Here is a 19,533-nt window from a genome sequence, read left to right as displayed (position 1 = left end):
GCGACCGGCCTCAGTAGTCGTCCTCGTCGACTTCGGCCGGCTCGGGCCGGCGCACGGGCCTCTCCGAGGGATCGCGGCCGACCTCGTTCTTCAGCGTCACCAGGTCGATGAAATGGTCGGCCTGGCGGCGCAGGTCGTCCGATATCATCGGCGGCTGCGAGGCCATGGTCGAGACGATCGACACCTTGCGGCCACGCCGCTGCAGCGCCTCGACCAGCGTGCGGAAGTCGCCGTCGCCGGAAAAGATGACATAGTGGTCGACGACATCGGCGAGCTCCAGCGCGTCGACCGTGAGCTCGATGTCCATATTGCCCTTGATCTTGCGCCGGCCGGTCGAGTCCGTGAATTCCTTGGCGGGTTTGGTGACCACCTTGAAGCCGTTATAGTCAAGCCAGTCGATCAAGGGGCGGATCGACGAGTATTCCTGATCCTCCACCAGCGCCGTGTAATAATAGGCGCGCAGGAGATAGCCGCGCTTCTGGAAGCTCGACAAGAGCTTGCGATAGTCGATGTCGAAGCCGAGCGCCCGCGACGTGGCGTAGAGATTGGCACCGTCGATGAACAGGGCGATTTTTTCACGAGGGTCGAACATGGAAAATATTCCTTTTCGAAAATGCGGGCCGTCTAAACGAAATGCGGTAGCGACTATCGGTCACGCTCATAATAAACCGGCTGACCTTGTCCATCCGAGATAACGCCAGTTTGGTGGCAATCCAAGGCGTGATGGGGCACTGCAAGCAATTGTGATCGCCGAACGAAGGGGGCGGCCCGACTTTGCCAAATCCCCCGACTTTGCCAAATCCAATGTCTGGACAGGGGATTGAGCGCCCAATAGCGCCGCCATTGCCAAGAAGCTTGTGTTTCGGCGGCGTTCGGGTTATGGACCGCGCCTGTTTTCCGTCAAATCCAGGCATGAAAGGGGCAATCCATGGCCCGCGTAACCGTTGAAGATTGCATCGACAAGGTCGACAACCGCTTCGAGCTGGTGCTGCTTGCCGGCCACCGCGCTCGCCAGATCAGCCAGGGCGCGCAGATCACCGTGCCGCGCGACAACGACAAGAACCCGGTCATCGCCTTGCGCGAGATCGCCGACGAGACGCTGTCGCCCGACGATCTCAAGGAAGATCTGATCCACTCGCTGCAGAAGCATGTCGAGGTCGATGAGCCCGAGGCCGATGGCGAAGTGATCGCCGACCAGACCGGTGGTGCCGTTGCGGCCGCCGACACCGACGACGCCGAGGAGAATGTCACGTTCGACCGGATGACCGAGGAAGACCTGCTGGCCGGCATCGAGGGTTTGGTGCCGCCGGAAAAGAGCGACGACTACTAAGAGCGAGCTTCTGTTCCGGGGGTTGCTGGAATAATCTTCCGCACTTCCGTCCTGGCAGTTTCGTGGTTATCTATGACATGCGCCGTACAGCAGTGCGGCGCATGATTCATTTCATCGCCGAGAGATTCCGCCCATGATGCGTCAGTATGAGCTTGTCGAGCGCGTCCAGCGCTACAAGCCTGACGTCAACGAGGCATTGCTCAACAAGGCTTACGTCTATGCCATGCAGAAGCATGGCCACCAGAAGCGCGCTTCCGGCGATCCCTATTTTTCGCATCCGCTCGAAGTCGCGGCGATCCTCACCGAAATGCACATGGACGAGGCGACCATCGCGGTCGCCCTGCTGCATGACACCATCGAGGACACCACGGCGACGCGGGCCGAGATCGACGATCTGTTCGGCCCGGAAATGGGCAAGCTGGTCGAGGGCCTGACCAAGCTCAAGAAGCTGGACCTCGTCTCCAAGAAGGCCGAGCAGGCCGAAAACCTGCGCAAGCTGCTGCTGGCCATTTCGGAAGATGTCCGCGTGCTCCTGGTCAAGCTCGCCGACCGTCTGCACAACATGCGCACCCTCGACCATATGCCGGAGGCCAAGCGCCTGCGCATCGCCGAGGAGACGATGGACATCTATGCGCCGCTGGCCGGGCGCATGGGCATGCAAGGCATGCGCGAGGAGTTGGAGGAGATCGCCTTCCGCTTCATCAATCCGGAAGCCTATCGCGCCGTCACCGCACGGCTTGCCGAGATATTCGAGCGCAACAAGGGCGTGCTGACCGACATTGAAAAGGCGCTCTCTACGCTGTTCGAGAAGCATGCGATCAATGCTGGCGTCAAAAGCCGCCAGAAAAAGCCGTGGTCGGTGTTCCGCAAGATGGAGGCCAAGGCCCTGTCCTTCGAGCAGCTGTCCGACATTTTCGGCTTCCGCGTCGTCGTCGATACGGTCGAGGATTGCTATCGCGCGCTCGGCGCCATCCACACCACATGGTCGATGGTTCCCGGCCGCTTCAAGGATTACATTTCGACGCCGAAGCAGAACGACTACCGCTCGATCCACACCACCATCGTCGGCCCTTCGCGCCAGCGTGTCGAACTGCAGATCCGCACCCGCGAGATGAACAAGATCGCCGAATACGGTGTCGCCGCCCATTCCATCTACAAGGATACCGGCGGCAAGGTGAACGGTGCCGCTCCCGCGATCTCGAAGGAAACCAACGCCTATGCCTGGCTGCGGCGCACCATCGAGCAACTCGCCGAAGGCGACAATCCCGAGGATTTCCTCGAAAACACCAAGCTGGAGCTGTTCCAGGACCAGGTGTTCTGTTTCACGCCGAAGGGCATGCTGATTGCGTTGCCGCGCGGCGCCACGCCCATCGATTTCGCCTACGCGGTGCACACCGATGTCGGCGACACTTGCGTCGGTGCCAAGGTCAACGGCCGCATCATGCCGCTGATGACGGAACTGAAGAATGGCGACGAGGTCGAGATCATCCGCTCCAAGGCGCAGGTGCCCCCCGCCGCCTGGGAATCGGTCGTGGTCACCGGCAAGGCGCGTGCCGCCATCCGCCGGGCCACCAAGAATGCCATCCGCAAGCAGTATTCGGGCCTTGGCGCGCGCATTCTGGAGCGGGCCTTCGAACGGGCCGGCAAGACTTTCACCAAGGATAGCCTGAAGCCGGTGCTGCACAGGCTGGCACGCAAGGACATCGAGGATGTCCTGGCCTCGGTCGGTCGCGGCGAACTGGCCTCGACCGACGTCATGAAGGCGGTGTTCCCCGACTACAAGGACGAGCGTGTCACGCCGGCAGCGCCCAAACAGCGCGAGGAGGGTTGGTCGAAGATCCGCAACGCCGCCGGCATGCTGTTCCAGATACCGGGCCGCGCCGCGCGCAAGGACAAGGACCAGCCGCGCGACGGCGCAGTTCCGATCCGCGGCGTGCGCGGCGATCTACCGGTGCGTTTCGCGCCGGAAGGCGCCGTGCCTGGCGACCGCATCGTCGGCATCGTCCAGCCGGGCACCGGCATTACCATCTATCCGATCCAGTCGCCGGCGCTGCAGGCCTTCGACGACCAGCCCGAGCGCTGGATCGACGTGCGCTGGGACATTGACGAACGCACCAAGGAGCGGTTTCCCGCGCGTGTCTCGGTCACCGCCATCAACGCGCCGGGATCGCTCGCCGACATCGCCCAGGTCGTTGCTTCCAACGACGCCAACATCCATACGCTGTCGATGGTGCGCACGGCGCCCGACTTCACCGAAATGCTGATCGATCTCGAGGTCTGGGATCTGAAGCATCTCAACCGGCTGCTGTCGCAGCTCAAGGACAATTCGAGCGTCAGCGATGCACGGCGTGTGAATGGGTGATAGTGAGTAGTGAATGGTGAAGGAGGTGCTCTACCCTCTACCCTCTACCCTCTACCCTCTACCCTCTACCCTCTACCCTCTACTCACTACTCACTACTGACTACTGACTACTGACTACTGACTACTCACTACTCACTGGAGCGAACAATGAACACCGATGAAGTGCTGGGCATTTTCCGCGAGGCGGGTGCTGTTCTGGAGGGGCATTTCATCTTGACGTCCGGCTTGCGCAGCCCGGTTTTCCTGCAGAAGGCGCGCGTGTTCATGCACGCCGACAAGACCGAGCGGCTGTGCAAGGCGCTGGCGACAAAGATCCGCGCGGCGGTGCCGGGCAAGATCGACTATGTCGTCGGCCCGGCGATCGGTGGCCTGATCCCGGCTTACGAGACCTCGCGCCATCTCGGCGTGCCGGCGATCTGGGTCGAGCGGGAAGGGGGCGAGTTCCGCTTGCGTCGCTTCGAGATCGCGCGCGGCGCGTGTGTCGTCATTGTCGAGGACATCGTCACCACCGGCCTGTCGATCCGCGAAACCATCGACTGCCTGCGCGAGCTTGGCGCCGAAGTGGTCGCCGCCGCCTGCATCATCGACCGTTCGGCCGGCAAGACCCATGTCGGTGTGCCGCTGATCGCGCTGGCCGAGTACGAGGTCCCGGCCTATCCCGCGGACCGGCTGCCGCCGGAGCTTGCCGCCATACCGGCAATCAAGCCCGGCAGCCGCAACATCTGACAGTGCATGTCGCCCAAAAGTGTGCAGCGGTTTTGGGAGGGACGACATGCATGAAAACAAACCGTGCATGTCGCCCAAAAGTGTGCGGCGGTTTTGAGAGGATGACATGGATGAAAACAGATCGGCGATGATCGTTGGGATCGATCATTTCGTGTTGACGGTGGCGTCACTCGACGCGACCTGCGCCTTTTATCAGCGCGTTCTGGGTTTTGAGCGCATCGATACGCCGGGCCAGCCGACAGCGCTGGCTTTTGGCAACCAGAAGATCAATGTCCACGAGATCGATCGCACTTTCGAACCGAAGGCTAGGTTGCCGACGGCCGGATCCGGCGATTTCTGCCTGATCACCGATCGCCCGCTCGGCGAAGTCATCGCCAGTCTCGAGGCAAACAATGTGGTGGTGGAGCTGGGGCCGGTCGAACGCACCGGCGCTCGCGGCCTGATGATGTCGGTCTATTTCCGCGACCCCGACGGCAACCTTGTCGAGGTCAGCGAATACCTGCGGTAGGATCGCAAGCATTGGGCTGCGACAAAAAGCCGACGCCCCTTCTCAAATTCGCCGTGATTGTCCGGTGTTGGAGGAGGCGAACCTTACCAGGATTATTGGCTGTATGGCCGCAGTTCGGATGGCATTCGGTTGTTGTCGGGGGTGCGCATGGCTATATCAAAGTCGCGATTGCCTTTAGGCGGCCGCAAAGCGCAAGATATGGCGGTCGAAGCCGGGCTGGAAGCAGCCGGTATGCAAGCTGTACGTTACCGGGAATAGGAAAGAGTGCTTTTTCGTCGCCGCAAGCCTGATGGTCTTCTCGAGCGGGTGCGTACCTATCTGTGGCCGCGCCGCTCGTTTTCACGCTCGCTCCAGTATTTCTCCAAGCGCATCCTGCGGCTGAAGGCCACGCCGCACGCTGTGGCGGCCGGGGTCGCCGCCGGCGTCTTTGCATCGTTTTTCCCGGTGGGCTTCCATTTCGCCATTGCCGCTATCGTGTGCTGGCTGATCGCCGGCAATCTGGTGGCAGCCGCCCTCGGCGCGGTTTTCTTCGGCAATCCGTTGACCTTTCCCCTGTTGTGGGGCGCGTCCTGGGAAACCGGCAAGCTGATCCTGCATGAGCGTCTGCCCAGGCACGGTCCGCCTGCGCAACTGGGCGACATGATGCATACGCTTTCGTTTGCGAAGCTGTGGCACCCCGTGCTGGAACCCATGCTGATCGGCGCCGTGCCGCTCGGACTGGTGTTTGGCCTCTTGTTCTACGGCATCACGCGCTGGGGCATGAACGCTTTCCGCGAACAGCGTCGCAAGCGCCTTGCCGAGCGCGCACGCCGTCACGGCCAATCGTCCCACCCCACGGGAAGCATCGGCTCCGCCGCACGATGATCATTGGCATCGGCAGTGACCTGATCGATATCAGGCGCATCGAGAAGTCGCTGGAGCGCCACGGCCAGCGTTTCATCCGGAGAATCTACACCGAGGTCGAACAGGCGCGTTCGGAAAACCGGCGCGCCCGCGCGGCCTCCTACGCCAAGCGTTTCGCCGCCAAGGAGGCTTGCGCCAAGGCCTTGGGAACGGGTCTGGCGCAAGGCGTCTTCTGGCGCGACATGGGTGTCGTCAACCTGCCCAGCGGGGCGCCGACGATGGCGCTGACTGGCGGCGCACTGGCGCGGCTGGAAAAGATCCTGCCCCAGGGACATCGCGCGGCGATCCACCTCACCATCACGGATGATTTCCCGCTCGCTCAAGCCTTTGTGATCATCGAGGCGTTGCCCGTCGAAGAAGCGCCACATTGATTGCCTCTGACGACGGGCATTGACGTTGCCCAGCGCGCGCCGAGACTCTATACCATCCAACGCACAATCGAGGACGACATGAGCGTGGCTGAAAAATCCCAGAAGAAATCCGGCGGGCTTGGCGAAACCGTCAGCGTCGTCGTCCAGGCGCTTTTGCTCGCCCTGGTCATCCGCACGCTCTTGTTCCAGCCCTTTTCGATCCCGTCGGGATCGATGCGACCGACGCTCCTGGAAGGCGACTATCTGTTCGTCACCAAATGGTCCTACGGCTACTCGCGCTATTCGCTGCCTTTCGGCCCCGATATCTTTTCGGGCCGCATCTGGGGCTCCGAGCCCAAGCGCGGCGATGTCGTGGTGTTCAAGTTCCCGCCGGACCCTTCCGTCGACTATATCAAGCGCGTGGTCGGCCTGCCCGGCGACAAGATCCAGATGAAGGACGGCCAGTTGTTCATCAATGGCGTGGGCGTGCCGCGTGTGAAGACCGGCCAGATCGATAATCCCGACGTCACGGAAAAGGATTATCCGATCGACGTCTATCGTGAGACCCTGCCTAATGGTGTCAGCTACGACACGCTGGACCTGTCGCCGAATTCGATCGGCGACAACACCCGCGAATTCGACGTGCCGCCCGGCCATTATTTCATGATGGGCGACAACCGGGACAACTCCGCCGACAGTCGTTTCACGGTCGGCTATGTTCCGGCGGAAAACCTGGTTGGCCGCGCCAATCTCGTTTTCTTCTCGATCGCCGGCAAGGCAAGCCCACTCGAAATCTGGAAATGGCCGTCGCTGATGCGCGCGTCGCGCCTGTTCCACTTCGTCAATTAGGGATGGCAGCGGCAAAACGCCTGACCGCCGATGCGCTCGCCGAAGCGCTTGTGGAACGCACAGGCCATGCCTTTGCCGACCGCCAGCGCCTGCAGCGCGCGCTCACCCATGCCAGTGCCCGTGGCGCCAATGCCGGCACCGATTACGAGCGCTTCGAGTTTCTCGGCGACCGCGTTCTCGGCCTGGTCGTCGCCGACATGCTGCTGGCCGCGTTTCCCGATGCGGCGGAAGGCGAGCTGTCGCTGCGGCTCAACGCGCTGGTCAACGCCGAGGCGCTTTCGGACATTGCTGAACATATCGGGCTGCCGGACTTGATCCGCGCCGGATCGGATATACGCGGGCTCGATGGGCGCAAGCGCGTCAATCTGCGCGCCGACGCCTTGGAATCGCTGATCGCCGTGCTCTATCTCGACGGTGGGCTGGAGGCGGCGCGGGCTTTCATCCACAAATATTGGCTGCCGCGTTCGCAGGCTTCGGGCGCGGCGCGCCGCGACGCCAAGACCGAATTGCAGGAATGGGCGCATCAGGCGGCGAGTGCGGTTCCCGCCTACCAGATCGACAGCCGCGAGGGGCCGGACCACGACCCGCTGTTCACGGTCAGCGTCAGGGTCGGCACGTTTCAGCCGGCAGTCGGCAGCGGCCGTTCCAAGCGCGAGGCCGAGCAGGCGGCTGCGGCTGCCCTTCTGCTGCGCGAAGGTGTATGGAACGCGGCATGACCGATATCGAAACTGCTGAACCCCCCGCCACGCACTCCGGCTTTGTCGCGCTGATCGGCGCGCCCAATGCTGGCAAGTCGACGCTCGTCAACCAGTTGGTCGGCGCCAAGGTGTCGATCGTCACCCACAAGGTGCAGACGACACGTGCCATCGTGCGCGGCATCGCCACGCACGACAATGCGCAGATCGTCTTCGTCGACACACCCGGTATCTTCAAGCCCAAGCGGCGGCTCGACACGGCAATGGTCACCACCGCCTGGGGCGGTGCCAAGGACGCCGACATCGTCTTGCTGCTGATCGATGCCGAGCGCGGCATCCGGGGCGATGCCGATGCCATCCTCGAACGGCTGAAGGACGTGCGCCAGCCGATGGCGCTGATCCTCAACAAGGTCGACCGGGTCAAGCACGAAACGCTTCTGGCCCTGTCCGCGGCGGCGAACGAGAAAGTGCCGTTCAAGCGCACCTTCATGGTCTCGGCGCTGACCGGTTCCGGCTGCAAGGACCTGCTCGACTATCTGGCGCAGGCGCTGCCGGCCGGCCCCTGGTACTATCCGGAAGACCAGATTTCGGACCTGCCGATGCGCCAGCTCGCAGCCGAGATCACGCGCGAAAAACTGTATCTGCGGCTGCATCAGGAATTGCCCTATTCCTCCCATATCGAGACCGAGAAATGGGAAGAGAAGCCGGACGGCTCGGTGCGCATCGACCAGACCATCTATGTCGAGCGCGACAGTCAGAAGAAGATCGTGCTCGGCCACAAGGGCGAGACCATCCGCGCCATCGGCCAGGCGGCGCGCATGGAAATCGCGGGCATTCTCGAGCAGAAGGTGCACCTCTTCCTGTTCGTCAAGGTGCGCGAAAACTGGGGCGACGATCCCGAGCGCTACCGCGAGATGGGACTGGAGTTCCCGCATTAAGGTCGAAATCGACACAGCACTCGTCAGCTGCTTGGTCGCCACGCCATATAAGCTGTGAGGTAACGGCACCGGATCTAACGTCGCCGTCCCAGCGCCAGCAATACGCCATTGACAAGATGCTCCGCGTCGACGGCGTTTTCGAACGGAACCACTGTTGTCGCATAGTCGACCGGCGAAAAATCGAAGCCACCGGCATTGATCAACGCCGCCTGGCGTGTTGCCGCCTCCATGTTGCCGAGTTGCGCATAGCAGGCGGCCAGGCGCGTGCGGATCCACGGCGTTGGCCGCGTCGCAAGTTCCAATGCCTCCGCGGCCGGCCGGTATTCGCCCAGCATGTAGAGCGCCAGCGATCGATCGTATTGGTACCAGTGAGGATTGAGCGGGTCGATCCTGATGGCGCGCGCCAGCCAGCTGAGCGCCTCGAGCGGTCGGCCGCGCATCGTCAGAAGATGGCCCATCTGCTCGATGCATTCGGCGTCGCCAGGATTAAGCTCGAGCGCGATCTGCAAATGATGCTCGGCGGCCTGATGGTCGCGCATGCTGAGCCGGACCAGCGACTGAATGCGGTGCGCCGTCGCCTGGTCGGGAGACAGCGCGATACCCCTTTCCGCAAGATCGCGGGCTTTTGCCAGCACGGAACTGCTGGTGGGTCCGAATTCGCTGTTCAGCACATGGGACAGCGCCAAATACGTGTGGGCGAGGCCATAGGAAGGATCCTTCGAGATCGCCGCCTCGAACAGTGCCGCAGCTGCCTTCAGGTCGCTTTGCGCCGGGTCGCGCATCAAGGCGACGCCGCGCAATACCAACTCATAGGAGGCGAGGCTGGTCACCGGCCGCCGCGAGGCGCGCGTCAGTCCGGCATTGCTGACCTTGACCACCAGCCGACCGACGATCTGCTCGACGATGTCCTGCTGGATCGTGAACAGCCCGGCAGCCTCGGCCTGGTAGCGATCGCCCCAGAGCTGCGCTGAATTGGCGGCATCGATCAGACTGACCGCGGCGATGATGCGCTCCGCTTGTCGCCGCACCGAGCCTTCAACGAGATAATCGGCGCCGATTCGCGAGCGGATGGCTGGCCACTCGGCGGGCGAATGGGAGGCGAACGAAAAGCTCGAATTGCGCGCCAGCACTGTCACCGTGCCGAAGCGGGCAAGGCCATTGATGATGTCTTCTGCAAAACCGTCGACAATCTCCTGATTGGCTGGATCCGCGCCGTCGTTGCGAAATCTCAGCACCGCCACGATTGGCTGTGCGCCGGATTCGGGTACTGCTTCCGTCTCCGGCACCAACATGTAGCCGCGTTTCGACACCGTCCGCACCCGTTCCTCGCCCAGCACCTTACGAATTTCGCGCACCGACTGCGTCAGCGAATCCTCGGTGACGAAAACTCCAGGCCAGACCGTATCCATCAGCTCCGATTTCGGCACCACGCGGCCGATGTGGCAGGCAAGGTGGGTCAGCAACGCGTAGGCTTTCGGGCGCAGGAAGGCCGGCTGGTCGGCACGGCTGAGCGTGCCTTTGCCCAGATCGAGCGTAAAACCGCCGAATTGAAAAACCTGACCGGTGGCCGAGACCGCCATCAAAGGCCCGCTCCTGAAGCCATGCCGGCATTGGCCTACGGCGAGCGGGCTAGGTCAAGGGCCAGTGCACTTTCATCGCCAGAAAGACGCAGCGCCTGGCTTCGGGCGCCGCGACAATTGCGTTGCGTTAGACTGTGCCGGCGACGGCAAACCGCGTCTTTGGCCTGCGCACGAAACTTTCCGTGCCATAGTGGGCGACGATGATGACCGCGATGACTGCCCAAATGCCGACACCGAGCCATTGCTGCTGCACGTAGTCGCCGCCCGTGAACACCTGGCCCAGGAAGCGCACGCTGTTCTGGTGGGTGAAGTGCATGATGAAGGCGAGAAGCACGCTGCCGGTATTCTGGTAGAGCCATGTGAAGACCACGGCAGCCAGCAAGACATTGATCGTGCCGTACAGGCTGAGGTCGCCGACCAGCCCAAGCGGAAAGTGCCAGACTGCCCAGATCACGCCGAGGATCAGGCTGCCGGCCAGCGCCGAATGACTGGCGAGCAGACGTGATGTCGCAAAGCCCCGCCAACCGGGCTCCTCTCCGAGCGGGCCGCTGAAGATGGCGTAGAGCGCGATGATCGGCACCATCTCGGAAAACGCCGGAATATTAGCCCAGGCTGGTGCTGCGGCGCCAAATAGCGGATTGATCATGATGGAAGTCAGCTGTGTTGCGAACGGCAGGCCGAAGGCCACCAGGTACCATGTCGGATGCACCCGCCACTTTACCATCGAGGCGAGGATCGCCTTGACTGAAGTCCAACCTCCGGAAAGAGAGGCGACGATGAAGCCGGCGGCCATCGGGCCAAACGTAAACCAGGGAATACTGTCGCCATTCGACAGCCAGAACGGGATGAAGCCCAGCCAGGTCAGGCCAAGCGCCAGTGAAAAGAAGGTGGTCAGCTGGTGCCTTCGCACCATGCTCAGGAGGGAAATCATGTCAGGTCCTCTCGACGGGCAGATTGGTCAGGAGAAGTCGCCGGGCTGCCCGATCGGTCGACCTGCATCTGGAGACGAGCCGAATGTGTCCGGCCGTTGATCGACCGCTCTGGCCGACCTGCCCTTATTGCTTCTTGTGCCGCCAAAAATCCCGAGCAGTTTCTGAAAGATTTCCGATATTTCTGAAGGGCTGGGCCTTTGCTCGGCAGCCGGGGCGGAGCCGATGTGGAGGCCGGCCACGGACTGCTACCGGGCACCGCGTCCCGATTGGCGCCATCTCACAGTCTTGCCGGACGGCCTCCCGACCGTATCGCCGCAGATGCCAGGGCCGTCGGCGTTGCCAAGGGACGAATGTCGCCTGGCGATGCGTGGGGCAAAAAAACAGCTGCGTATTTGTAATTTGGAACAGGTATGGCCTCGCGAGTTCCAGCGTTTTGTAGTGATGCCATGCGTATACACCTATTTAGCCGGGAAATTATTCGTGTATATATTGAATATATGACGTTGTTCCAATTGTGCCATTCGCTAAAATGGCAAGTGTTATTTGTGCAACACAGGATTATTCTGTTCACGGAATCGACGTTATTTCCAAAACCGTCATTGAAGGCGGACGATTGATGGGTATGTTCGCCGCGAAAAGGGGACGCGGTGCGAGCCTTTTTCGTTGTGGGGATGAGGCGGGAAAACATATCCGCCAGCCACAAATCCGAAGCCATTTTTAACTTTGACTGGAGAGGTCAGAAAATGAATATCAAGAGCCTTCTTCTCGGCTCAGCCGCGGCACTGGTCGCGGTGTCCGGCGCGCGCGCCGCGGACGCTGTCGTCGTTGCAGAGCCGGAACCGGCCGAATACGTCAAGATCTGCGACGTCTACGGCGCCGGCTACTTCTATATCCCGGGCACCGAGACCTGCCTGCGCATCGGCGGCTATCTCCGCTACGACATGGGCGTCGGCGATTCCGGTACGCTGGATGGCGTCAATAACGTTGCCGATCACATGGACGGCGATAGGCACGACACCTACTATAAGAACATGCGTTTCACGTTGAGGACTTATACCGGCCAGGAAACCGAGCTCGGCACGTTGAAGACTTTTACCGAGACTCGCTTCCAGTTCGGCAACTCCTCCGGCGACTATTCAGGTGACGGCACTGGCTGGCAAGCTGGCAACAAGACCACCACTCTCAACTTCGCCTGGATCCAGCTCGGTGGCCTGCGCGTCGGCAAGGATGAAACGGCATACGACCAGTTCATCGGTTATGCCGGCAACGTCATCCAGGACACGATTATCCCGTATGGCATCAAGGACACCAACGTTGTCCAGTACTACTTCGACGCTGGCAGCGGCTTCACGGGTGTGATCTCGCTCGAAGAAGGCACTGGCGTCAACACGATCGACAGCTATGTTCCGCACGTCGTCGGCGGCTTGAAGTACAAGGCCGATTGGGGTGCGATCACCGGCGTCGTCGCCTATGACAGCAACTACGAGGAAGTGGCCGGCAAGGTTCGTTTGGACGTCAACGTCACCAAGGAACTGTCGCTGTTCGTCATGGGCGGCTACGGCACGACAGACAACAGCGACGTCTGGGCTCCAAGCGGCCGCACCCAATACAAGCCCTGGGGTGGCAACTGGGCTGTCTGGGGTGGCGGCACCTACAAGTTCAACGAGAAGACCGCGTTCAACGTCCAGGCTTCGGCTGACGACGACAAGAACTACGCTCTTGCCGCAAACGTCGCCTACACCATCGTCCCGGGCTTCACGGTCACGACCGAAGTCGACTGGGATCACTACGGCAATTACGGCAATCCCTCCCTCTACGGCAACTGGTCCAAGGCCGACAAGAAGGACAGCGTTGGCGGTATCGTCCGCTTCCAGCGCAATTTCTAATCGATCGACTGACCTTACCAGGCCGTCCGCAGCATTTGCTGCGGGCGGTTTTTTATGTGCTGTTGCAAGAGTCGGTCCCAGCGCAAGCCCATACCTTGATTTCGCCACCCGATCGGTGAAAAGCTCTAGAAATGGAATGGCGCGACGAGGGAATCATTCTCGGCACCCGCAAGCATGGCGAAACCAGCGCCATTCTCGAGGTGATGACGCGCACGCATGGCCGCCATCTCGGTCTCGTTCGCGGCGGCCGTTCGCGCAAACAGCAGCCTGTCCTGCAGCCAGGCAATCGCGTCGATCTCTTGTGGCGGGCACGTCTTGACGAGCATCTCGGCACCTTCCAGGCCGAGCCGATCGAGATGAACGCCGCGCGGCTGATGGACAGCGCCATCGCCGTCTACGGGCTGCAGACCATGGCGGCGCATCTGCGTCTGCTGCCGGAGCGCGACGCCCATGGCGGCCTTTACGAAGCGCTTTCGGTGATGATCGTCCATCTCGACGACGCCGATGCCGCCGGCGAACTGGTGGCACGCTTCGAGCTTCTGATCCTCGATGAACTCGGCTTCGGCCTCGATCTAAGCCGCTGCGCCGCCACCGGCACGCAACAGGACCTCGCCTATGTCTCGCCGAAGTCGGGGCGCGCGGTGTCGCGTGAAGCAGGCTTGCCGTGGCGCGACAAGATGCTGGCGCTGCCGGCCTTTCTGCAGCGCGGTTCCGGCCTGCGCGCGGATCCCGGAGCTGTCGAGGACGCCTTCCGGCTCACCGGCTTCTTCTTCACCCGCCACGTCTATGAGCCGCGCGCCATCGAGCAGCCGGATGCCCGCGCCGGCTTTCTTGCCGCACTGCGCAAGCATCATGCAGCGCGCAAGACCATTGCCGGAGAGAATGCCGCCAGAGAAATCATCACATGAGCGAGGTTGAACTCTATCCGGGCCGCGTCTCGCCGCTCGGCTTGGGCACGATCCCGCACGCCGACATCCTGGAATATACCGGCCTGGAATTGCTGCAGCGCATCGTCGATGGCAAATATCCGGCGCCGCCGATCTCATTTCAGCTGAATTTCACCCTCACCGAAGTCTCGGAAGGGCGCGCTGTTTTTCACGGCATGCCGGGCGAGCGTCACCTCAATCCGCTGGGCAGCGTGCATGGCGGCTGGGCGGCGACGCTTCTCGATTCGGCTTTGGCCTGCGCCGTGCAGACACTGCTCGAAAAGGGCGAGGCCTATACGACCGCGGAATTCAAGGTCAATCTGACACGGCCGATCACGCCCAGGACCGGCGAGGTGGTCTGCGAAGGCAAGGTGGTCCACAAAGGCCGTACGCTTGCCGTTTCGGAAGCGACGCTGAAGGATGCCGGCGGCAAGCTGCTGGCTTTCGGCACCGAGACATGTTCCATATTTCCAGCCGCCAATCTGGCGGCACGTTGAGTTTTCCAGCCGTCCAGTTGCCGCCTAGCCGCCGTATTTGAATGTCAGTGAGACGAAACGTCAGTGAAAACTGGCCTGGTTTGGGGGAACCGCCATGTTTGAGAGCCTGATCGGCCTTGTCGCCATCATCGCCTTGTTCGTCATCATTTCGCGCCAGCAAGGCCGCATCGGCCTGATCGAGCGCGAACTCGGTGCGTTGCGCGGCCTTGTGCTTTCAGGCGCCGTGCCATCAGCGGTCAAGCCGTCCGAACTGGCGGCCACCGATGGCAAGGAGGACGCGGCGCCGATACCGGCGGCAGCGGCCGATCTAGCTCCAGCAGCAGTGAGCGAGCCGACCGCCGCACCGATGCCCGCTGCAGAAGCGGAAGCTCCGTCCGGCGAGATCATGTCCGGGCCATGGACCGCGGGCGAGCCGAAGGCAACGGAGCCCACCGAGCCTGCCACAACGCCGAAAGCCGCCCGCCAATCCGATGTCGAAACGGCGCTCGGCACCCGCTGGGCGGTCTGGGTGGGCGGGATCGCGCTGGCGCTGGGCGGGTTGTTCCTGATCCGCTACACCATCGAGGCCGGCATTTTCGGTCCCGGCGTGCGGCTCACCATGGCCGCGGTGCTCGGGCTGGTGCTGGTCGCGGGCGGCGAGTTCATCCGCCGCACCGGCTTCAAGATGCCCGTGCAAGGCGCCGCGGGCGCCTACATTCCGGCAATCCTGACAGCGGCGGGTGCCTTCATCCTGTTCGGCACCGTCTACGCCGCCCATGGCATTTACGGTTTCATCGGGCCGGCGCTCGCCTTCACGTTGCTCGGCGCCATCGGCGTGGCGACCATCGCGGCCGCTCTCGTCCACGGCCAGGCGCTGGCGGGCATCGGTCTTGTCGGCGCCATGGTGACGCCGGTGCTGATCGCCTCGCAGGCGCCCAATCCCTGGGCGCTGTTCGGCTATCTGGCCATCGTGCTTGCCGCCACCGGCGTCATCGCCCGTATGCGCGATTGGAAGCTGCTGATGGCGGCGGCCTTTTTCGGCACCGGCATCTGGACCATCCTCTACATGACCGACGCACCGGGGGCGAACCTCTCCGCCATCCTGTTCATCAATGCGGTCACGCTCGCCGTGCTCGCGTTTGTCTGGCTCGGCCGCCGTGGCGACGAGACTGGACCGGCCAGGGCTTTCGACTGGCCGTCGATCGTGCCTGGGCTGTTCGTCGCATTCTCGGCGCTGGGCCTGTCGGTCGACCCGGTCCTCGCCGCCGCCGGCGATGTGTTGCCGGCGGCAGTGCTGCTCGCCGTGATGGTGGCCGTCGCGGTCTATCGACCGCTGGCGCTGCCCCTGCTTTTCGCGGCCGGGCTGGCGACGGTGCTGATCTATCTCGGCATCATCCCGCCGACCTCGATCGCTTCCGATTTTTCGGGCGGCGCTCTTGGTGTCGATGGACTGCCGCTTGCAATCTCCAACGCGCTGACATGGCGCATCGGCATCGCGCTGGGCCTGGTCTTCATTGGCGCCGGTCTCTGGGCAGCCCGGAAGTTCGCGGCCTCCACCTGGCCGCGGTCCGCCTCCTGGGCGGCATGGGCCGTCGTCGTGCCGCTGGTCATTCTGCTGGCGCTCTGGTTCACCTTCGGCAATCTCGACCGCGACTTTGTTTACGCCGCCATCGCGGCACTGCTGGTGGTGATTTTCGCCGCCGGCGGCGAGTGGATCGCAAGGGCCGAAGCGCCGCCGCTCAAGGGCGGAATGGCCGTATCATTTGCCCTCGGCGGCGCGGCAATCGCCGGCCTCCTGATGCTGCACATGGCTTTCGGCTCAGGCTGGACCACTATATTGCTGGGTGCCGCGGCCATCATACCGGCGCTGGCGACACGCTGGCGTTCTTATCCGGCGCTCGGCTGGATTTCTGTCGGCGCCGTGATCGCGGTGCTCGGCCGCGTCGCCTTCGATCCGACAATCGTCGGCGCTGAATTCCTCTCCACGACGCCGGTGTTCAACTGGCTGCTGCCGGGCTATGGCATACCGGCGCTGGCCTTCGGTTTTGCTGCCTGGCAACTCGCCCGCACCACCGATGGCCGGCCGCGCCTTGCCATGGAAGCGGCGGCGGCGCTGTTTGCGCTGCTAACCGTTGCCATGCTGGTGCGTCACGCCATGCATGGCGGCGTCATCGACACGGGTGCCATGACGCTCGCCGAACAGGCGATCTACACGCTGATCGCGATCGGCGCCGGCGCCATCCTGGTCGCCATCGACGTGCGTTCGCCAAGTTCGGTGCTGCGCTATGGTTCGATGGCCGCCGGTGTGGTCTCGGTCGCCTTCATCGTTGTCAGGCATTTCGTGGTGCTGAATCCGCTGCTCACGGACGAATCGACAGGCGGGATCCCGGTGTTCAACCTGTTGTTCCTCGCCTATCTCCTGCCGGCGGTCGCCGCCGGCGGGCTGGCGCTTTACGCCAGGGACAAGCGGCCGAAATGGTATGCGCAGATGTTGGCGCTGGTGGCGGCGCTGCTTGCCTTTGCCTATGCCACGCTTTCGGTGAGGCGCCTGTTCAAGGGCGAGTTCATCGGCCTGTGGAGCGGGCTTGGCCAATTGGAAACCTACACCTATTCGGCGCTCTGGCTGGTCATCGGCGTGGCGCTGCTCACCGCCGGCGTCTGGCTGAAGTCGCAGGTGCTGCGCATTGCCTCCGCCGGGCTGATCGCTGTCGCAGTGCTGAAGGTCTTCCTCTTCGACATGTCCGAACTGGAGGGCGTGCTCAGGGCGCTGTCCTTTATCGGGCTCGGTGCCGTGCTGATCGGCATCGGGCTATTCTACCAGCGGCTTTTGACGCGGGCGGCGAAGGAGGGAAGCGTAGCATCTTGAAGGAATATGCAACGTAGAATATATGAATATCCATCGGAGGATATTCCATGCCGCTCTACATCCGTGACGATGAGGTGGATGCGCTGGCAACCAAATTGCAGCGCGAGACCAACGCCCCGAGCAAAACGGAGGCGGTTCGGATCGCGTTGGTACACGAACTTGAGCGCAATCGCGCCACGGTGCCGCTTCGCGATCGGATTGCGAGACTACAAGCCGAGGCCAGGAAGCTCGGCCTGCCCACCCCCGATTTCGACATGAAGAAATTCACCGACGAGATGTGGGAAGACTGATGTTCGTCGACGCATCGGTGATCGTCGGAATTCTCAACTGGGAACCTGGGTGGGAGGAACTGGTCAAGCGGCTTTCCGGTTTTGCCGGCCCGCTCTACGTATCTGCGCTGGTGCGTTTCGAGGCGACGCAGGCAGTGGCGCGCGCAGCCGCGGGCTCCCACAGGCCGGATGCTGAAGCCCTTCTCAGGGCTCGCGATCTGATCGATCGTTTCATTGAGGAAATTGGCGCGGAAAATGTGGTCATCGGCGATGACATTGGCTCCCAGGCCATTGATGCAAGTGCGCGCTATGGCAAGGCTGTCGGCCATCTGGCCCAACTGAATTTCGGCGACTGTTTCGCCTACGCTTGTGCCAAAAGTCTCAATATTCCGCTGCTCTACAAGGGCAATGATTTCCCGTTTACCGATTTGGGATAATTCGGCTTCTTGTTGATTGCCGGGAATAATTTAGCCGATCACGTCGTTATCTCATTGCTTGGGTGACCGGGGCGGCGGACCGCTTCGCGCTGGCCGCTTGCGCCGCGCCGGGAAGGCGCGTTCAATCGAGATCAACAAAGGCGACCTCAGAACCAGCGGTCATGGACGAAAAGAAGGCAGCAATCCTTGGCGAAATACCGCGCCTGCGCCGCTACGCACGCTCGCTTTTGCGCGACCGCGATTCTGCCGACGACCTCGTCCAGGACTGCCTCGAACGCGCACTGCTGCGGCTCGAGAACTGGCAGACGGGAGAGAGCCCCAGGAGGTGGCTGTTTACGATCATGCATCATTTGTTCATCGACCAGATGCGCAAGGTGAACCGCCGAGGCGAGGCGGCGATGCTGCCGCTGGAAGCGGGCGAGGCGGTTGCCCAGCCGGCCGAACAGTTGGAGGGCATCGCCTCACGCGAAATCATCAATGCTTTGCAGGCGATCAGCCCCGATCGCCGCGCCGCGCTTGTCATGGTCGCGATCGAGGGCTTTTCCTATGCCGAAGCCGCCAACATTCTGGGCGTGCCCGCCGGCACGCTGATGTCACGCATCGCGCGTGGGCGTGAGGAATTGCGTGGGTTGCTGGATGATACGGCGCGCCGCCGCACGATAAGGATCGTCGAGAAATGATCCGCCGCGATTTTTCCGAACGTGACATCCACATGGCGCTCGACGGCGAGCTGCCGGCCGACGAGCGTGCCGCCTACGATGCCTGGCTCGAAGCCAATCCCGAGATGAAGGCCAGGAGCGTCCGCTTCACCGCCGACCGGGAGGCATTGCGCGCCGCCTTTGGCGGCGTGCTGGATGAGGCTGTACCCCTGCGTTTGCGCAAGGTGGTGCTCGGCGAGGCGCCGCTCAGGGTCGCCGCGCCACGCTCGCGCTGGTGGCTTGCCGCTGCTGCGGCCGTGCTTCTGGCCGCGGGCGGATTTGGCGGCTACTTTGCCGGCATCGACGGCGTCGGGCAGGAGGATCCGGCTGAAGACAGGCTCGCCGAACAGGCGATCGCCGCCCATGTCATCTTCGCCGCCGAGAAGCGGCATGCCGTGGAAGTGCCTGCCAGCGACAAGGATCATTTGCAGACCTGGCTGTCCAATCGGGTCGGCTTGAGGTTGGTCGCCCCGGACCTGACCGCCAACGGTTTTCAACTGATCGGCGGCCGGCTGCTGCCGGCCGGCGAAAGCAAGGCCGCGATGCTGCTCTACGAGGACGACAAGGGTGAGCGCATATCGCTCTTCGTCACCGCGGAATCGACGGAGAACGCCAAGGGCACCTATGCTGCGGCGCAGGACGGGCCGCAGGCCGTCTATTGGCTGGACAAGGGCTATGGCTGCGCCGTCGTCGGCTCGCTGCCGCGCGAGCAATTGGCGGTCGTGGCCAAAAATGCCTATGGCCAGCTTCTGGCTGGTCTCGCGAGCTGAGCGGGCTGTGATCTTCCGCCACGGGCAGGCTT

Annotated in this window: 20 protein-coding genes; 17 read left to right on the top strand and 3 right to left on the bottom strand. The window is 62.6% G+C overall.

Features of this window, described 5'->3' with window-relative positions:
- Positions 1-10: 10 nt before the first annotated feature.
- On the bottom strand, positions 11-592 hold the full coding sequence (locus LB568_RS14825) for an NYN domain-containing protein (RefSeq protein WP_013896383.1): 582 nt from the start codon (positions 590-592) through the stop codon (positions 11-13).
- Positions 593-928: 336 nt separating this feature from the next.
- On the opposite strand from LB568_RS14825, the gene rpoZ reads away from it, so the two are divergent.
- From rpoZ to era, 9 genes are all read left to right on the top strand, one after another.
- Positions 929-1,330 carry a DNA-directed RNA polymerase subunit omega gene (gene rpoZ, locus LB568_RS14820; RefSeq protein ID WP_013896382.1) on the top strand — a complete coding sequence of 134 codons (402 nt, stop codon included), beginning with the start codon at positions 929-931 and terminating at the stop codon, positions 1,328-1,330.
- A 133-nt stretch (positions 1,331-1,463) separates the two neighbouring features.
- Positions 1,464-3,692 carry a RelA/SpoT family protein gene (locus LB568_RS14815; RefSeq protein WP_013896381.1) on the top strand — a complete coding sequence of 743 codons (2,229 nt, stop codon included), beginning with the start codon at positions 1,464-1,466 and terminating at the stop codon, positions 3,690-3,692.
- 147 nt (positions 3,693-3,839) lie between these two features.
- A complete protein-coding gene (gene pyrE, locus LB568_RS14810; RefSeq protein ID WP_224730514.1) occupies positions 3,840-4,418 on the top strand; it encodes an orotate phosphoribosyltransferase in 579 nt (192 codons plus the stop codon).
- Between the two features lie 127 nt (positions 4,419-4,545).
- The gene (locus tag LB568_RS14805; RefSeq protein ID WP_412033909.1) at positions 4,546-4,926 is read left to right on the top strand and encodes a VOC family protein; all 381 of its coding nucleotides are present in this window, start codon (positions 4,546-4,548) and stop codon (positions 4,924-4,926) included.
- Positions 4,927-5,190: 264 nt separating this feature from the next.
- Positions 5,191-5,790 (top strand): DUF2062 domain-containing protein, encoded by a 600-nt coding sequence (locus LB568_RS14800; protein ID WP_013896378.1) that lies wholly within the window; start codon positions 5,191-5,193, stop codon positions 5,788-5,790.
- Entirely contained in the window at positions 5,787-6,200 is a 414-nt protein-coding gene (gene acpS / locus LB568_RS14795) for a holo-ACP synthase (RefSeq protein WP_224730512.1), read from the top strand. Before LB568_RS14800 ends, acpS begins: the two co-directional genes overlap by 4 nt.
- A 78-nt stretch (positions 6,201-6,278) precedes the next feature.
- Positions 6,279-7,028 (top strand): signal peptidase I, encoded by a 750-nt coding sequence (lepB, locus tag LB568_RS14790; RefSeq protein ID WP_140576325.1) that lies wholly within the window; start codon positions 6,279-6,281, stop codon positions 7,026-7,028.
- A gap of 2 nt (positions 7,029-7,030) precedes the next feature.
- The gene (gene rnc / locus LB568_RS14785) at positions 7,031-7,744 is read left to right on the top strand and encodes a ribonuclease III (protein WP_140576327.1); all 714 of its coding nucleotides are present in this window, start codon (positions 7,031-7,033) and stop codon (positions 7,742-7,744) included.
- Positions 7,729-8,661 carry a GTPase Era gene (era, locus tag LB568_RS14780; RefSeq protein WP_140576328.1) on the top strand — a complete coding sequence of 311 codons (933 nt, stop codon included), beginning with the start codon at positions 7,729-7,731 and terminating at the stop codon, positions 8,659-8,661. The genes rnc and era overlap by 16 nt, the downstream gene beginning before the upstream one ends.
- Positions 8,662-8,735: 74 nt before the next feature.
- Here the strand turns inward: era and LB568_RS14775 are convergent, their stop codons facing one another.
- Both LB568_RS14775 and LB568_RS14770 read right to left on the bottom strand, forming a co-directional pair.
- A complete protein-coding gene (locus LB568_RS14775; RefSeq protein ID WP_224730511.1) occupies positions 8,736-10,241 on the bottom strand; it encodes a winged helix-turn-helix domain-containing tetratricopeptide repeat protein in 1,506 nt (501 codons plus the stop codon).
- Between the two features lie 127 nt (positions 10,242-10,368).
- A complete protein-coding gene (locus tag LB568_RS14770; protein ID WP_013896372.1) occupies positions 10,369-11,172 on the bottom strand; it encodes a CPBP family intramembrane glutamic endopeptidase in 804 nt (267 codons plus the stop codon).
- A gap of 744 nt (positions 11,173-11,916) precedes the next feature.
- Here LB568_RS14770 and LB568_RS14765 point away from each other — a divergent pair.
- From LB568_RS14765 to LB568_RS14730, 8 genes are all read left to right on the top strand, one after another.
- Positions 11,917-13,059 carry a porin gene (locus tag LB568_RS14765; RefSeq protein WP_013896371.1) on the top strand — a complete coding sequence of 381 codons (1,143 nt, stop codon included), beginning with the start codon at positions 11,917-11,919 and terminating at the stop codon, positions 13,057-13,059.
- A 131-nt stretch (positions 13,060-13,190) separates the two neighbouring features.
- The gene (gene recO, locus LB568_RS14760; protein ID WP_224730510.1) at positions 13,191-13,967 is read left to right on the top strand and encodes a DNA repair protein RecO; all 777 of its coding nucleotides are present in this window, start codon (positions 13,191-13,193) and stop codon (positions 13,965-13,967) included.
- Complete coding sequence (locus tag LB568_RS14755) at positions 13,964-14,482, top strand: PaaI family thioesterase (protein ID WP_013896369.1); 519 nt, start codon at positions 13,964-13,966, stop codon at positions 14,480-14,482. The genes recO and LB568_RS14755 overlap by 4 nt, the downstream gene beginning before the upstream one ends.
- Positions 14,483-14,576: 94 nt before the next feature.
- Positions 14,577-17,327: a DUF2339 domain-containing protein gene (locus LB568_RS14750; RefSeq protein WP_224730509.1), complete on the top strand. Its 2,751-nt coding sequence runs from the start codon at positions 14,577-14,579 to the stop codon at positions 17,325-17,327.
- A gap of 47 nt (positions 17,328-17,374) precedes the next feature.
- Positions 17,375-17,617 carry a type II toxin-antitoxin system VapB family antitoxin gene (locus LB568_RS14745; RefSeq protein ID WP_224730508.1) on the top strand — a complete coding sequence of 81 codons (243 nt, stop codon included), beginning with the start codon at positions 17,375-17,377 and terminating at the stop codon, positions 17,615-17,617.
- Positions 17,617-18,033 carry a type II toxin-antitoxin system VapC family toxin gene (locus LB568_RS14740; RefSeq protein WP_224730507.1) on the top strand — a complete coding sequence of 139 codons (417 nt, stop codon included), beginning with the start codon at positions 17,617-17,619 and terminating at the stop codon, positions 18,031-18,033. The genes LB568_RS14745 and LB568_RS14740 overlap by 1 nt, the downstream gene beginning before the upstream one ends.
- 161 nt (positions 18,034-18,194) lie before the next feature.
- Positions 18,195-18,713 (top strand): RNA polymerase sigma factor, encoded by a 519-nt coding sequence (locus LB568_RS14735; protein WP_013896365.1) that lies wholly within the window; start codon positions 18,195-18,197, stop codon positions 18,711-18,713.
- Positions 18,710-19,501: an anti-sigma factor family protein gene (locus tag LB568_RS14730; protein ID WP_224730506.1), complete on the top strand. Its 792-nt coding sequence runs from the start codon at positions 18,710-18,712 to the stop codon at positions 19,499-19,501. Before LB568_RS14735 ends, LB568_RS14730 begins: the two co-directional genes overlap by 4 nt.
- The last annotated feature ends 32 nt before the right edge of the window (positions 19,502-19,533 follow it).

This window comes from Mesorhizobium sp. B263B2A (assembly GCF_020165775.1).
In the GTDB taxonomy this organism is placed as follows: Bacteria; Pseudomonadota; Alphaproteobacteria; order Rhizobiales; family Rhizobiaceae; genus Mesorhizobium; species Mesorhizobium opportunistum.
The sequence above is the reverse complement of the archived record's forward strand: the minus strand, read 5'-3'. Positions and strand labels throughout refer to the sequence as shown.

Excerpts from the sequence above, each read along its gene's own strand:
- rpoZ (WP_013896382.1), top strand. The coding sequence starts at position 929 with ATGGCCCGCGTAACCGTTGAAGATTGCATCGACAAGGTCGACAACCGC.
- LB568_RS14755 (WP_013896369.1), top strand. The coding sequence starts at position 13,964 with ATGAGCGAGGTTGAACTCTATCCGGGCCGCGTCTCGCCGCTCGGCTTG.
- pyrE (WP_224730514.1), top strand. The coding sequence starts at position 3,840 with ATGAACACCGATGAAGTGCTGGGCATTTTCCGCGAGGCGGGTGCTGTT.
- LB568_RS14730 (WP_224730506.1), top strand. The coding sequence starts at position 18,710 with ATGATCCGCCGCGATTTTTCCGAACGTGACATCCACATGGCGCTCGAC.
- lepB (WP_140576325.1), top strand. The coding sequence starts at position 6,279 with ATGAGCGTGGCTGAAAAATCCCAGAAGAAATCCGGCGGGCTTGGCGAA.
- LB568_RS14815 (WP_013896381.1), top strand. The coding sequence starts at position 1,464 with ATGATGCGTCAGTATGAGCTTGTCGAGCGCGTCCAGCGCTACAAGCCT.
- LB568_RS14735 (WP_013896365.1), top strand. The coding sequence starts at position 18,195 with ATGGACGAAAAGAAGGCAGCAATCCTTGGCGAAATACCGCGCCTGCGC.
- LB568_RS14745 (WP_224730508.1), top strand. The coding sequence starts at position 17,375 with ATGCCGCTCTACATCCGTGACGATGAGGTGGATGCGCTGGCAACCAAA.
- recO (WP_224730510.1), top strand. The coding sequence starts at position 13,191 with ATGGAATGGCGCGACGAGGGAATCATTCTCGGCACCCGCAAGCATGGC.
- LB568_RS14750 (WP_224730509.1), top strand. The coding sequence starts at position 14,577 with ATGTTTGAGAGCCTGATCGGCCTTGTCGCCATCATCGCCTTGTTCGTC.
- rnc (WP_140576327.1), top strand. The coding sequence starts at position 7,031 with ATGGCAGCGGCAAAACGCCTGACCGCCGATGCGCTCGCCGAAGCGCTT.
- era (WP_140576328.1), top strand. The coding sequence starts at position 7,729 with ATGGAACGCGGCATGACCGATATCGAAACTGCTGAACCCCCCGCCACG.
- LB568_RS14770 (WP_013896372.1), bottom strand. The coding sequence starts at position 11,172 with ATGATTTCCCTCCTGAGCATGGTGCGAAGGCACCAGCTGACCACCTTC.
- LB568_RS14765 (WP_013896371.1), top strand. The coding sequence starts at position 11,917 with ATGAATATCAAGAGCCTTCTTCTCGGCTCAGCCGCGGCACTGGTCGCG.
- LB568_RS14805 (WP_412033909.1), top strand. The coding sequence starts at position 4,546 with ATGATCGTTGGGATCGATCATTTCGTGTTGACGGTGGCGTCACTCGAC.
- LB568_RS14775 (WP_224730511.1), bottom strand. The coding sequence starts at position 10,241 with ATGGCGGTCTCGGCCACCGGTCAGGTTTTTCAATTCGGCGGTTTTACG.
- LB568_RS14825 (WP_013896383.1), bottom strand. The coding sequence starts at position 592 with ATGTTCGACCCTCGTGAAAAAATCGCCCTGTTCATCGACGGTGCCAAT.
- LB568_RS14740 (WP_224730507.1), top strand. The coding sequence starts at position 17,617 with ATGTTCGTCGACGCATCGGTGATCGTCGGAATTCTCAACTGGGAACCT.
- acpS (WP_224730512.1), top strand. The coding sequence starts at position 5,787 with ATGATCATTGGCATCGGCAGTGACCTGATCGATATCAGGCGCATCGAG.